We start from the raw sequence: 12,860 nt of genomic DNA, 5'->3' as shown, positions 1-12,860 counted from the left end.
ACGTTTTTTTTAGTGACGGTAGTGCCCCCTTTGTTGTGTAAGATGGCGTGGCGGGCGCGCCCCCCGACCGGCTCGCAGGAGAAGCGCGTGGTCTGGTCGGGCATGAGGCCCTGGCCCTGCGTGCCACGGATGGCGGTGCAGAGGTTCGAGCGCTGCGACAGGCAGGTTTTGCAGCCGCGGCACTCCGGCGTGTAGAGCGGGATGACATGGTCGCCGGGCTTCACCGAGGTGACGCCGGCGCCGACCTCGCGGACGATGCCGGCGCCCTCATGGCCGAGGATCGCCGGGAACTTGCCCTCGGAATCGAGCCCCGACAGCGTGTAGGCGTCGGTGTGGCAGACACCGGTCGCCATGATCTCCACCAGCACCTCGCCCGGCTTCGGCCCGCCGATGTCGATGGTCTCGATGGTGAGCGGCTTGTTGGCCTCCCAGGCGACGGCGGCGCGGGTCTTCATGCGGATCTCCCTTGGGCCGTGGTCCGCCCACTGCCCCTGCGTAAAGGTGCGCGACTGAACCACGGGCGGGGGGTGAGCCGCAACGCACACATTGATGTTGACGGCGTCAACATGCGATTGTAGACAGCGTCAACATCAGGTGTTGGAGACGACCATGGACCAGACAGGGCGTGGGGCAGGATCGGGGCTTCGGGGGCGGTACGGTCCATGGGCCGTGGTCACCGGAGCCTCGGACGGGATTGGCAAGGCGATCGCCCTCTCGCTGGCGGCCGAAGGCTTCTCCCTTGTTCTCGCCGGCCGTTCGCGGGACCGGCTCGACGCCGTCGCGAGTGCGGTCAGCGCCGCCGGCGGTCAGGTCATCGTGGTCCCCGGAGATCTGGCGAGGCAGGCCGGCCTCAATGCCCTCTTTGAGGCCGCCGCCCCCCTGGATGTCGGGCTGGTCGTCCTGGCGGCAGGATTTGGCTCCTCGGGTGCCTTCCTCGATGGGGATGTCGACCACGAGCGGGAGATGGTCCGCCTCAACTGCGAATCGGTGATGCTCGCGACCCATCATTTCGCGCCTCGCCTGGTGGCACGCGGGCGCGGCGGCATCATCCTGATGAGTTCCCTGGTGGCCTTTCAGGGCGTGCCGTGGGCGGCCCACTACGCCGCGACCAAGGCCTATGTCCAAAGCCTCGCCGAGGGGCTCCGGCGCGAGCTCGCCCCCCGTGGCGTCGATGTCCTGGCCTCCGCCCCGGGCCCGGTGTCGACCGGCTTCGCAACCCGCGCCACGATGACGATGGGGAAGGCCGAGCGGCCGGAAGTCGTGGCGCGGCAGACCCTCGCTGCCCTCGGGCGACAGGGGACGGTCCGGCCCGGCTTCCTGTCCAAGCTGCTGCATGGGTCTCTGGCGCCGTTGCCTCGGTGGGGGCGTGTCCTCATCATGGAGAAGGTGATGCGGGGCATGGCGGGACGAGGGCATGGCGAAAACGCGGTCCGGGGTTGATAACCTCCGCGAGGCATGCCTGCGCGAGGCCTTCGCCGTCATCGAACAGTCCGGCGTCGAAGCGCTCAGTCTGCGGGAGGTGGCGCGCCGGCTGGGGGTCTCCCACCAGGCGCCCTACCGGCATTTTCCCAGCCGCGATCATCTGCTCGCCGAGGTCGTCAGGCGGACCTATGAGGGCTTCGCCAGCCATCTCGACGGGCGGCAGCACCATGACGATCCCTATGACGATCTCGGCTCCATTGGCGAAGCGTATCTGGCTTATGCCGATGCCCACCCGCTGCAGTACCGCCTGATGTTCGCGACCCCGCTCCCCGATCCCGAAGCCCATCCCGACATGATGCGGAGCGCCCGTCATGCCTTCGCGATCCTGGAGGATGCCGTGAAGCGCCTGCCGCGCGCCAAGACCCCGGGAAGCGCGGCGGATGCTCCCGCGCTCGATGCCCTCTATGTCTGGGCAACGGTGCACGGCATCGCCAGCATCCGCCGATCGGGCGCCATGGCGACCCTCGATCTCGACAAGGCCGTTCACGGTGCCATGCAAGGTCACGCCATGGCACGGCTGCACACGGCCCTCATGACCCAGCAACCGGACAAGACATGACCCCCAGCCGCATTGGCACCGCCGAACTCATCCTGTGGACCGGCACGATCGTCATGCTTCTCGTCCTCGCCCTCTGCGCGCTGTTCTGGAGCGTCGACAAGCGGCTGCTCCACGAGGCGAGCGTCTGGGCGAAGCCGATGAAGTTCGCCATCTCGCTGGCGATCCACATGGCGACGCTGGCGCTCATCATCGGGCTTCTCGGAGTGGGAGCGCGGGCTGGCACGCTGCTCGCCCTCACGGCTGCGGCCTGCGCCCTCACCTCGCTCGGGGAGATGGTCTACATCGTCGTACAGGCAGCGCGCGCCCAGCCCTCGCATTTCAACATGGCGACGCCCTTCACCCGGGCCATGTACACGGCCATGGCGACGGGCGCGGTGATCCTGACGGTCGCCGCCGCGGTAATCGGCCTCGTCGCCGCGACGGACCGGGAGGCAACCATCGCGCCGGCCCTGCGCCAGGCCATCGCGCTCGGCCTCGTCGGTGGCACGGTCCTGACGCTGGTCACCGCCTTCACCATCGGCAGCCGGCTGTCGCCGCATCTGCCGGCCGAGCCCGCGGGCGGGGCGCGCATGGCGCTGACCGGCTGGTCGCTGGTGGTCGGCGACCTCAGGGTGTCGCATTTCCTCGCCACCCACATGATGCAGGCGCTACCGCTTGCCGGGCTCGTGGCGGCGCGGCTGTTGCCGGGCGGGGTGGGTGTCGCGGCGGTCTGGTTGGCGGCGGCGCTGTGGAGCGCGCTGGTGCTCATCACCTACCAGCAGGCGCTGGCGGGCCGGCCGCTGCTGGGCTGAGGCCCGGCCGCTCGGCCGGATTGCCGCCCCGGTCCGTCTCGCCTATCCCTCGGCCACCGGAGGCTGCCCATGCTGTTCGAGCTCACCGAGGAAGAGATCCTCATCCGCGACACGGCCCGCGCCATGGCGGCGGAAATTGCAGCGCCGCTCGCGCCGGTGCTCGACCGCGGCGAGGGTCGCGACCTGTTCCTCAAAAACCTGAAGACCTTCGCCGAGGCCGGCTTCATGGCGGTGAACGTGCGCGAGGATTTCGGCGGCACGGCCGCGGGCACGGTCGCCTTCGCGCTCGCCATCGAGGAGCTGGGCTATGCCTGCGCCGCTACCGGCGTCACGGCCTCGGTGACCAACATGGTGGCCGAGGTCATCCAGGCGGTCGGCAATGAGGCGCAGAAGCGCGCCTATATCCCGCGGATCGTCGACGGCACCTATCCCGCCGGCGCCTTCTGCCTGACCGAAGCGGGGGCCGGCTCCGATCCCGCGGGGATGGTCACCCGCGCCCGCCGCGACGGCGATGGTTTCGTCCTCGACGGCGAGAAGATCTACATCACCTCCGCCGATTATGCCGGCATCTTCGTGGTCTGGGCGGTGAGCAACCCGGACGCGCCGAAGGGCAAGGGCATTTCCTGCTTCCTGGTCGAGGCAGGCACCCCCGGCCTCGTCATCGGCAAGGCCGAGCGCAAGATGGGCCAGCACGGCTCGGCCACCAGCACCGTGCATTTCGAGCAGTGCCGGGTGCCCGCGACGGCGCTGATGGGCCGTCTCGACGACGGCTTCCGCATCGCGGTCGGCGAGCTCGCCGGCGGCCGCATCGGCATCGCCGCGCTGTCGCTCGGCATCGCCCGCGCCGCCATGGACGCGGCGAAGGCCTATGTGAAAGAGCGCCGCCAGTTCGGCCAGGCCATCGCCGATTTCCAGGGCATCCAGTGGATGGTCGCCGACCGCGAGACCGAGCTCGAGGCGGCGCGCCTCCTCATCCTCCAGGCGGCGGCGAAGAAGGACCGCGGCGAACCCTTCGGCCGCGAGGCCTCCATGGCCAAGCTCTTCGCCTCCGAAGCGGCGGGCCGGGCCACCGACACGGCGCTGCAGCTCCATGGCGGCGCCGGCTATTGCGCGGACTACCCGGTCGAGCGCCATATGCGCGACGCCCGCATCACCCGCATCTACGAGGGCACGAGCGAGGTCCAGCGCCTCATCATCGCCCGCGACGCCTTCCGCCAGTAGGACGCATCCATGACCATCACCATCCACGGCCTCGCCCGGTCCCGGGCCATCCGCAACATCTGGGCGTCGGAGGAGCTCGGCCTCGCCTATATCCACAATCCGCTGCCGCATGGGCCGGAGGGCTCGCGGAAGCCGGACTTTCTCGCCATCAATCCGAACGGCCGCGTTCCCGCCGTCGAGGTGGATGGCATGGTCCTGTGGGAATCGCTCGCCATCAACCTCTTCCTCGCCAAGAAGGCCGGCGGGCCGCTGGCGCCGGAATCGGTGGAGGAGGACGGGCTGATGACCATGTGGACGATGTGGGCTGTCACCGAGGTCGAGGCCGCGGCGCTGGCCCTTCTCCAGAACGAGACGATGAAGCCTGAAGACCAGCGCGACGCCGCCGTTGCCGCCAAGAGCCGCGAGACCCTGCGCGTGCCGCTCTCGGTGCTCGAGGGCCATCTTGCCAGCCATGGCGGTCACCTCGTCGGCAACCGCTTCACCATCGCCGACCTCAATGTCGCATCCTGCGTCTTCTACCTGCGCTACTCGCCGATCCTCGACGACAAGCCGGCGGTGAAGTCCTGGTACCAGGCCGCCATGGCGCGGCCGGCGGCGCGCAAGACCTTCGCCCTGCGCGGCGACTGACCCGTTCGGCATCGCGTTTGATCCAGGTCACGTCTGCGCGACGGCGGGTTGCGGAGGGTGGAGCGCGGGCGTAAGTCTCTTTGGAATTATTCTAAGGAGACCGCCATGCTCAGCCGTTTCGCGCTGCCCGGCTTTTCCCGCAAGCGCCGTTTCGACGACCTGTCGGAGCAGGAGATCCTGGCGCTCGCCATTTCCTCCGAGGAGGAGGACGGGCAGATCTACCGCGCCTATGCCGAGAAGCTGGAGCCCGCCTATCCGCAATCGGCGGCGGTGTTCCGCGGCATGGCGGCGACCGAGGACGAGCACCGCCGCCGGCTCATCGACATGTACAAGCGCCGCTTCGGCGATTTCGTCGTGCCGATGCGGCGCGAGCATGTCTCCGGCTACATCACCCGCAATCCCGTCTGGCTCGTTGAAAATCTCGGCCTCGACCGCGTCCGCGAGGAGGCCGAGGACATGGAGCGGCAGGCCAATGCCTTCTATCTCGCGGCTGCCCAGCGCACGACCGATGCCGATACCCGCAAGCTGCTCGGTGATCTCGCCGCGGCGGAGGCCGGCCACCAGCGCGAGGCGCAGGCCCTCACCAACACCCATCTCGGGGACGGTGAGCGCGAGGCCGAGGATGCCTCGGCCCGCCGGCAGTTCATTCTCACCTGGGTGCAGCCGGGCCTTGCCGGCCTGATGGACGGCTCGGTCTCGACCCTGGCGCCGATCTTCGCCACCGCCTTTGCCACCCAGAACCCCTGGACGACCTTCCTCGTCGGCCTCTCGGCTTCCGTCGGCGCCGGCATCTCCATGGGCTTCACCGAGGCGGCCCATGACGACGGCAAGGTGTCGGGCCGCGGCTCGCCGTGGAAGCGCGGCTTTGCCTCGGGGATCATGACCACGATCGGCGGCCTCGGCCACGCGCTGCCCTATCTCATCCCGCATTTCTGGACGGCGACCGCCATTGCTCTCGTCGTGGTCTTCGTCGAGCTCTGGGCCATCGTCTGGATCCAGAACCGCTTCATGGAGACGCCGTTCTTCCGCGCCGCCTTGCAGGTGGTGCTCGGCGGCGCGCTGGTGCTGGCGGCGGGGGTGCTGATCGGCGGGGCGTGAGCCCGGATTGCGGGGCAGGGCGGTCCGCCCCGCATTCGCGACGCTTCCCGGCCTGCGCCGCTGCCGCTAAGGTCCGCGCCGAACGAGGCTGCGCCAAGCAGCCCGATGGCTAAGGACCTTTTTCATGCGCTCCGACACCGCAACCCGCACCGGCGGCCAGATTCTCGTCGACCAGCTCATTGCCCAGGGCTGCGACCATGTCTTCTGCGTGCCGGGCGAGAGCTATCTCGCCGTGCTGGACGCGCTGCATGACGCCAAGGCCGCCGTGACCATCTGCCGGCAGGAGGGTGGCGCGGCGATGATGGCCGAGGCCTATGGCAAGCTCACGGGACGTCCGGGCATCTGCATGGTCACCCGCGGCCCCGGCGCCACCAATGCCTCGCCCGGCCTGCATATCGCCCAGCAGGATTCGACGCCGATGATCCTCTTCGTCGGCCAGATCGAGCGCGGCATGCGCGGCCGCGATGCCTTCCAGGAGATGGACTACACCCAGTTCTTCGGCGGCATGTGCAAGTGGGTCGCCGAGATCGACGATGCCGCGCGCATCCCCGAGATGATCGCCCGCGCCTATGCCACGGCCATGCAGGGCCGCCCCGGCCCGGTCGTGCTGGTTCTGCCTGAGGACATGCTCACCGAGAGCGCCGATGTGCCGGATGCGCCGCGGATCGAAGCGGCGGAGACCTGGCCGGGCCTCACCGACATGGCGAAGTTCCAGAAGATGCTCTGGGCGGCGAAGAAGCCGGTGCTGATCCTCGGCGGCTCGCGCTGGTCGGAGAAGGCGGTGGCCTCGGTGACGCGCTTCGTCGAGCGCTTCGACCTGCCGGTCATCTGCCAGTTTCGCCGGCAGATGCTGTTCGACCATGCCCACCCCAACTATGCCGGCGATCTCGGGCTCGGCGGCAATCCCGACATGCTGAAGCTCATCAAGGAGGCCGATCTCGTCATCGCCGTCGGTGGCCGCCTCTCCGAGATCGCCTCGCAGAGCTACACGCTGCTCGACATCCCGAAGCCGCAGATGGCCTTCGTCCATGTCCATCCCGGGCCGGAGGAGATCGGCCGCGTCTATCAGGCGGACCTTCCCATCCAGGCGAGCCCGACGGCCTTTTGCGCCTCGCTCGAGGGCGTGCAGCCGCCGCAGGTGATCGCCTGGGCCGGTGCCGCCAAGGCGGCGCATGAGAGCTATCTCGCCTGGACCGGTAATCCGGCCCGCCTGCCCGGCGCCTTCCAGTATGGCGAGGTCATGGCCTGGCTGCGCGACAGGCTTCCCGACGACGCCATCGTCTGCAACGGCGCCGGCAATTACGCGACCTGGGTCCATCGCTTCCTGCGCTTCCGCACCTATGGCTCGCAGCTCGCCCCGACCTCCGGCTCCATGGGCTATGGCACGCCGGCGGCCGTCGGCGCCAAGCGCATGCATCCCGACAAGACCGTCATCGCCTTTGCCGGCGATGGCTGCTTCATGATGAACGGGCAGGAGTTCGCGACCGCCTGCCAGTACGGCCTGCCGATCATCGTCGTCGTGGTCGACAACGGCATGTATGGCACGATCCGCATGCACCAGGAGCGCGACTATCCCGAGCGCGTCTCGGCGACGACGCTGAAGAACCCGGATTTCGCGGCGCTTGCGCGGGCCTATGGCGGCCATGGCGAAACGGTGCGCGAGACGGCGGAGTTCGCTGCCGCCTTCGAGCGGGCGGTGGCTTCCGGCAAGCCGGCCATCATCCACTGCTTCCTCGACCAGCAGGCCATCACGCCCACCACCACGATCGATGCCATCCGCGCCAAGGCGCTGGCGGGAAAGGCCTGAGCCATGGCGGCTGCGCTCTCCACCGTCGAGGTGCTCGACCGGCTCGTCTCCTTCGACACGACGAGCCGCAATTCCAACCTGCCGCTCCTCGACTGGGTGGAGGAGTACCTGAAGGGCTTCGGCGTCAGCGGCGAGCGCGTCTATGACGAGACCGGGAGCAAGGCGAACCTCTGGGTGACGATCGGCCCGAAGGACGTGCCGGGCTATGTGCTCTCCGGCCATGTCGACGTGGTGCCGGTGGACGGGCAGGACTGGTCCACCGACCCGTTCAAGCTGGTCGAGCAGGACGGGCGCTACTACGGCCGCGGCACCTGCGACATGAAGGGCTTCGTCGCCGCCTCCATCGCCGCCGTGCCCGCCATGCTGGCGGCGCCTTTGAAGAAGCCGGTCCATCTCGCCATCTCCTATGACGAGGAGGTCGGCTGCCGCGGTGTGCGCACGCTGCTCGCCGTGCTGAAGGACCGGCCGCTGAAGCCCGAGGCCTGTTTCGTCGGCGAGCCGACCAACATGCAACCGGTCATCGCCCACAAGACCGGCCGGCCGATGCGGGTGACGGTGCGCGGCTTCGAGGCCCATTCCTCGCTCCGCCCGCATGGCGTCAACGCCATCGAGGAGGCGGCGAAGCTCATCGTGAAGATCACCGAGATCGGCCAGCGGCTCGCCCGCCGCACCGATCTCGACCCGCTCTATGCGGTGCCCTGTTCGACCACCTCCATCGGCGTCATCCGCGGCGGCACGGTGCGAAACATCGTCGCCGGCGAATGCGTCGTCGATTTCGACCTGCGCTGCGTTGCCGGCGATGACCCGCATGCCATCGTCGCGGAGATCGAGGCCTATGCTCGCGAGGTGCTGGAGCCGCCGATGAAGGCGATCTTCCCCGGCGCCGGCTTCACCTTCGAGGAACTGGCGCTGGTGCCCGGCCTCGACACCGCGGCGGATGCACCGGTGACGCTGCTCGCCAAGCGCTTCGCCGGGCGCAACGACCACGCCAAGGTCGCTTATGGCACCGAGGCGGGCCTGTTCCAGCAGATCGGCATCCCCAGCATCATCGTCGGGCCCGGCTCGATCGAGCAGGCCCACAAGCCCGACGAATATGTGGAAGCCGTCGAGCTCGCCAAGGCCGACGCCTTCATCGGCAAGCTCATCGCCCATGCCAGCGGGGGTTGAAGGCTCCAGCGCGGGTTGATTGATCCGCATCAAGGCACGTTTGCGCGCCTCCCGGCAGGATGAAGCCATAGATATCGGGCTCCATCCATTCGGGGGAACGGTGGAACCTGAGAAACCGGGCGGTCGCAGCGATGCGGCCGCCCGGCGCTCTTTGGGGGGCCGGTTTCGGCATGATGGGCCGTTTCGTTGGATTTTCCGGCTCCGATGCGTTAGAGACCCCCTCCGCCCTTCCGGCGGCAGCGGCGAGACGATGAAGTTCCTCGATCAGGCCAAGGTCTATGTGAAATCCGGTGCCGGCGGCGCCGGGGCCGTCTCGTTCCGCCGCGAGAAGTTCATCGAGTTCGGTGGTCCGGATGGCGGCGATGGCGGCCGCGGCGGCGATGTGGTGGTCGAATGCGTCGACGGCCTCAACACGCTGATCGACTATCGCTACCAGCAGCATTTCAAGGCCAAGACCGGCATGCACGGCATGGGCCGCGACCGCGCCGGGGCGCGCGGCGCCGACGTGGTGCTGAAGGTGCCGGCCGGCACGCAGATCTTCGAGGAGGACGGCGAGACGCTCATCGCCGACATCACCGAGGTCGGCCAGCGCTTCGTGCTGCTGCAGGGCGGCAATGGCGGCTTCGGCAACGCGCATTTCAAGACCTCGACCAACCAGTCGCCGCGCCATGCCAATCCCGGCCAGCCCGCCAAGGAAGCCAACATCATCCTGCGGCTGAAGCTGATCGCCGATGCCGGTCTCGTCGGCATGCCGAATGCCGGCAAGTCGACCTTCCTCGCCGCGACCACGGCGGCGAAGCCTAAGATCGCCGATTATCCGTTCACGACGCTGCATCCCGGCCTCGGGGTGGTCAGGGTGCGCGGCCGCGAATTCGTTCTTGCCGACATTCCCGGCCTCATCGAGGGCGCCCATGAGGGCCACGGGCTCGGCGATCGCTTCCTCGGCCATGTCGAGCGCTGCCGCGTGCTCCTCCACCTGGTCGACGGCACGTCGGAGCATGCCGGAAAGGCCTACAAGCTGGTGCGCGAGGAGATCGAGGCCTATGGCCACGGCCTCGCCGAGAAGCCGGAGATCCTGGCGCTGGCCAAGGTCGACGCGCTCGATCCCGAAACGCGCAAGCAGCAGATGGCGCGGCTGAAGCGGGCGGCGAAGAAGACGCCGCTGGCGCTCTCGGCCACCTCCGGCGAGGGCGTGGACGAGGCGCTGGTGCAGCTCCTCACCATCATCGATGCGGCGCGCGCTGCCGAGCCGATGCCGGACCTCCCCGATGACGGCCTGCCGCAGGAGACCGGCTGGCGGCCGTGAGGTGGGCGGCGTCGGCTGCACGACTGAAGTGCGTCCTTCGAGGCTCGGCCTGCCGGACGATGCTGACGCATCGCCGTGGGCCTCGCACCTCAGGATGAGGGTGGTTGTGGGTGGCATAAGCGCGCCACCCCGATCGGTTGGCCCTGCTGCAGATCACAAGCTTCCTCATCCTGAGGTGCGAGCGAAGCGAGCCTCGAAGGACGCAATTCGCTGATGCAGCGCTGCGTTTTCGGCAGAGGTTCAGGAGGTCAAGCCGACCACGACGCGCATGGTCGCGCTACGATAGGACCAAAGTCCTTGACAGCGTAACGCTCCTCCCCTATACTTCAGGCAGGTTCGAGGCTTGCGTCCCGTCGGCCAAAGGTCCCCCTTTTCCTCAACCCTCCAGCGTCTAAAGTCTGCGCCCCGCATCGCATGGAGGCGCCCGATGCCCCTCGACCGTCGCATCCAGAGCCTGTTCGGCATCGACCTGCCCATCCTCCAGGCGCCGATGGCAGGGGCTCAAGGCTCCGCCATGACGATTGCCGTGTCGGAGGCCGGCGGCCTCGGGGCGCTGCCCGGCGCCATGCTCTCCGCCGACACCATGCGCGCCGAGCTGTCGCTGATCCGCCAGCGCACGGCCAAGCCCATCAACCTCAACTTCTTCTGCCACACCCCGCCCGCGCCGGACGCGGCGCGTGAGCAGGCCTGGCGCGAGCGCCTTAGCCCCTATTACCGCGAGCTCGGCATCGACCCGGCGGCGCCGATCCCGAGTGCCAACCGCGCGCCCTTCGACGCGACCTTCGCGACCATTGTCGAGGAGGTCCGGCCGGAGGTGGTCAGCTTCCATTTCGGCCTGCCGGAGGCCGCGCTCCTTGCCCGGGTCAAGGCAACCGGCGCAAAGGTCATCTCCTCCGCCACGACGGCCGACGAGGCGCGCTGGCTGGAAGACCACGGGGCGGATGCCATCATCGCCCAGGGCTATGAGGCCGGCGGCCATCGCGGCATCTTCCTCACCGAGGATGTCGGCAACCAGCCCGGCCTCTTCGCCCTGCTGCCGCAGGTGGTGGATGCGGTGGACGTGCCGGTCATCGCCGCGGGCGGCATCGCCGATGCGCGCGGCATCGTCGCCGCCTTTGCGCTGGGCGCTTCCGCCGTGCAGATCGGCACGGCCTATCTCTTCACTCCGGAGGCGACCATCACGCCGATCCACCGTGAGGCGCTGCGGCAGGCCAAGGATGACGGCACGGCGCTGACCAATCTCTTCACGGGACGGCCCGCCCGCGGCCTCGTCAACCGCTTGATGCGCGAGGCTGGCCCGATCTCCGGGGTGGCGCCGGCCTTCCCGACGGCGGGTGGCGCTCTCGCCCCGCTGAAAGCCAAGGCAGAGGCGGCCGGCAGCGCCGATTTCTCCTCGCTCTGGTCGGGCCAGGCGGCCGCCCTCGGCCGCGCTATGGGCGCCGGCGACCTGACGCGGACGCTCTGGGCCGAGACGCTGGAGCGGCTGCGCATGGCGTGAGGCGCGGACCACCGCTAGTCTTGCGCCAACGACAACAAACGCCCCGAGGACCCCATGACTCCTGACGTGAACGCTGCCGTCGCCCGGGCGCTGGTCATCCACGCGCCCCACGACCTGCGCCTCGAGGACCAGGCCGTCTCGCCGCTGGGGCCCAGGGAGATCGCGGTCAGGATCGGCGCCGGCGGCATCTGCGGCTCGGACCTGCACTATTTCCACAATGGCGGCTTCGGCGCGGTGCGGCTGAAAGAACCGATGATCCTCGGCCACGAGGTCGCCGGCACGGTGGAGCGGGTCGGCGCGGAGGTGGGATCGGTGAAGCCCGGCGACCGCGTGGCGGTGAGCCCGTCGCGGCCCTGCGGCCATTGCCGCTACTGCCAGGAGGGCCGCCAGAACCATTGCCTCAACATGCGCTTCTACGGCTCGGCCATGCCCTTCCCGCATATCCAGGGAGCCTTCCGCGAGGTGCTGGTCTGCGACGCCGTGCAGGCCCACAAGGTCGCCGACGGGGTGAGCCTCGGGGAGGCCGCCTTCTGCGAGCCGCTGGCGGTCTGCCTCCATGCTGTCAGGCGCGCGGGCCCGCTCCTCGGCAAGCGCGTGCTGGTGACGGGCTGCGGGCCGATCGGCGCGCTCTGCGTGCTGGCCGCGCGGGCGGCGGGCGCGGCGGAGATCGTCGCCACCGACATCGCCCCGGCGACCCTGGCGGTGGTCAAGGGGCTCGGAGTGGCGACGACGCTGAACACGGCCGAGGATCCGGATGCGCTCAAGGCTTACGAGGCCGACAAGGGCCATTTCGACGTGCTGTTCGAGGCCTCGGGGAACATGAAGGCGCTGACCGGCGCCTTTGCCGCGCTCCGGCCCGGCGCGGTCATCGTGCAGGTCGGGACGGGCGGGGATTTCACCATCCCCATCTCGGTGCTGGTGGCGAAGGAATTCGAGCTGCGCGGCACATTCCGCTTTCACGAGGAATTCGCCACCGCCGTGCAGATGATCGGCGAGCGGCGCATCGACGTGCGGCCGCTGCTCACCGCGACGCTGCCGATGGAGCAGGCGGTGGAGGCTTTTCACCTCGCCTCGGACCGGTCGAAGGCGATGAAGGTACAGATCGCGTTTGGGTGAGGGCCAGGCTCGCCATTGATGGCCCCTCACCCTTCCCTCTCCCCGCAGGCGGGGAGAGGGTTACGACGTCGCGCTTGATCTGATGATCGTGAGGCTCGCCCGGCGGGCGCCGCCTTCACCTCTCCCCGGCGGGGAGAGGTCGGCCAAAGGCCGGGAGAGTGGGTGGTTGCTTTGATGCCAAGGCTCCC

General features: G+C 69.0%; 12 protein-coding genes. 11 read left to right on the top strand and 1 reads right to left on the bottom strand.

What is annotated here, in order from left to right; all coding sequences use genetic code 11:
• Positions 1 to 455 (bottom strand): alcohol dehydrogenase catalytic domain-containing protein (locus O9344_RS05875; protein WP_298474119.1); only part of this gene is annotated, 455 nt, incomplete at its 3' end.
• Positions 456 to 669: 214 nt separating this feature from the next.
• Here O9344_RS05875 and O9344_RS05870 point away from each other — a divergent pair.
• From O9344_RS05870 to O9344_RS05820, 11 genes are all read left to right on the top strand, one after another.
• Entirely contained in the window at positions 670 to 1,440 is a 771-nt protein-coding gene (locus O9344_RS05870) for an SDR family NAD(P)-dependent oxidoreductase (RefSeq protein ID WP_298474116.1), read from the top strand.
• Entirely contained in the window at positions 1,415 to 2,041 is a 627-nt protein-coding gene (locus O9344_RS05865; RefSeq protein ID WP_298474113.1) for a TetR/AcrR family transcriptional regulator, read from the top strand. The genes O9344_RS05870 and O9344_RS05865 overlap by 26 nt, the downstream gene beginning before the upstream one ends.
• On the top strand, positions 2,038 to 2,832 hold the full coding sequence (locus tag O9344_RS05860; RefSeq protein WP_298474110.1) for a hypothetical protein: 795 nt from the start codon (positions 2,038 to 2,040) through the stop codon (positions 2,830 to 2,832). Before O9344_RS05865 ends, O9344_RS05860 begins: the two co-directional genes overlap by 4 nt.
• A 69-nt stretch (positions 2,833 to 2,901) precedes the next feature.
• Positions 2,902 to 4,053 carry an acyl-CoA dehydrogenase family protein gene (locus O9344_RS05855; protein WP_298474108.1) on the top strand — a complete coding sequence of 384 codons (1,152 nt, stop codon included), beginning with the start codon at positions 2,902 to 2,904 and terminating at the stop codon, positions 4,051 to 4,053.
• Positions 4,054 to 4,062: 9 nt separating this feature from the next.
• Positions 4,063 to 4,680, top strand: coding sequence for a glutathione S-transferase family protein (locus O9344_RS05850; RefSeq protein ID WP_298474105.1), 618 nt, complete (start codon positions 4,063 to 4,065; stop codon positions 4,678 to 4,680).
• 105 nt (positions 4,681 to 4,785) lie between these two features.
• On the top strand, positions 4,786 to 5,778 hold the full coding sequence (gene mbfA, locus O9344_RS05845; protein WP_298474102.1) for an iron exporter MbfA: 993 nt from the start codon (positions 4,786 to 4,788) through the stop codon (positions 5,776 to 5,778).
• Positions 5,779 to 5,902: 124 nt separating this feature from the next.
• Positions 5,903 to 7,585, top strand: a complete 1,683-nt coding sequence (locus tag O9344_RS05840; RefSeq protein ID WP_298474097.1) for a thiamine pyrophosphate-binding protein — start codon at positions 5,903 to 5,905, stop codon at positions 7,583 to 7,585.
• Between the two features lie 3 nt (positions 7,586 to 7,588).
• Positions 7,589 to 8,752: an acetylornithine deacetylase gene (gene argE / locus O9344_RS05835; protein ID WP_298474093.1), complete on the top strand. Its 1,164-nt coding sequence runs from the start codon at positions 7,589 to 7,591 to the stop codon at positions 8,750 to 8,752.
• A gap of 250 nt (positions 8,753 to 9,002) precedes the next feature.
• Positions 9,003 to 10,058, top strand: a complete 1,056-nt coding sequence (gene obgE, locus O9344_RS05830) for a GTPase ObgE (protein WP_298474089.1) — start codon at positions 9,003 to 9,005, stop codon at positions 10,056 to 10,058.
• Between the two features lie 427 nt (positions 10,059 to 10,485).
• The gene (locus O9344_RS05825; RefSeq protein ID WP_298474086.1) at positions 10,486 to 11,556 is read left to right on the top strand and encodes a nitronate monooxygenase family protein; all 1,071 of its coding nucleotides are present in this window, start codon (positions 10,486 to 10,488) and stop codon (positions 11,554 to 11,556) included.
• 66 nt (positions 11,557 to 11,622) lie between these two features.
• Positions 11,623 to 12,672, top strand: a complete 1,050-nt coding sequence (locus O9344_RS05820) for an L-idonate 5-dehydrogenase (protein ID WP_298474083.1) — start codon at positions 11,623 to 11,625, stop codon at positions 12,670 to 12,672.
• The last annotated feature ends 188 nt before the right edge of the window (positions 12,673 to 12,860 follow it).

It is taken from the genome of Phreatobacter sp. (assembly GCF_027532945.1).
Taxonomy (GTDB): Bacteria; Pseudomonadota; Alphaproteobacteria; order Rhizobiales; family Phreatobacteraceae; genus Phreatobacter.
Note: the sequence above shows the minus strand (reverse complement) of the source record. Positions and strands in the feature narration are given on the sequence as shown.

What these genes read in the sequence shown, in the direction of transcription:
- O9344_RS05865 (WP_298474113.1), top strand. Translation starts at nt 1,415, where the DNA reads ATGGCGAAAACGCGGTCCGGGGTTGATAACCTCCGCGAGGCATGCCTG.
- O9344_RS05860 (WP_298474110.1), top strand. Translation starts at nt 2,038, where the DNA reads ATGACCCCCAGCCGCATTGGCACCGCCGAACTCATCCTGTGGACCGGC.
- O9344_RS05855 (WP_298474108.1), top strand. Translation starts at nt 2,902, where the DNA reads ATGCTGTTCGAGCTCACCGAGGAAGAGATCCTCATCCGCGACACGGCC.
- O9344_RS05850 (WP_298474105.1), top strand. Translation starts at nt 4,063, where the DNA reads ATGACCATCACCATCCACGGCCTCGCCCGGTCCCGGGCCATCCGCAAC.
- mbfA (WP_298474102.1), top strand. Translation starts at nt 4,786, where the DNA reads ATGCTCAGCCGTTTCGCGCTGCCCGGCTTTTCCCGCAAGCGCCGTTTC.
- O9344_RS05840 (WP_298474097.1), top strand. Translation starts at nt 5,903, where the DNA reads ATGCGCTCCGACACCGCAACCCGCACCGGCGGCCAGATTCTCGTCGAC.
- argE (WP_298474093.1), top strand. Translation starts at nt 7,589, where the DNA reads ATGGCGGCTGCGCTCTCCACCGTCGAGGTGCTCGACCGGCTCGTCTCC.
- obgE (WP_298474089.1), top strand. Translation starts at nt 9,003, where the DNA reads ATGAAGTTCCTCGATCAGGCCAAGGTCTATGTGAAATCCGGTGCCGGC.
- O9344_RS05825 (WP_298474086.1), top strand. Translation starts at nt 10,486, where the DNA reads ATGCCCCTCGACCGTCGCATCCAGAGCCTGTTCGGCATCGACCTGCCC.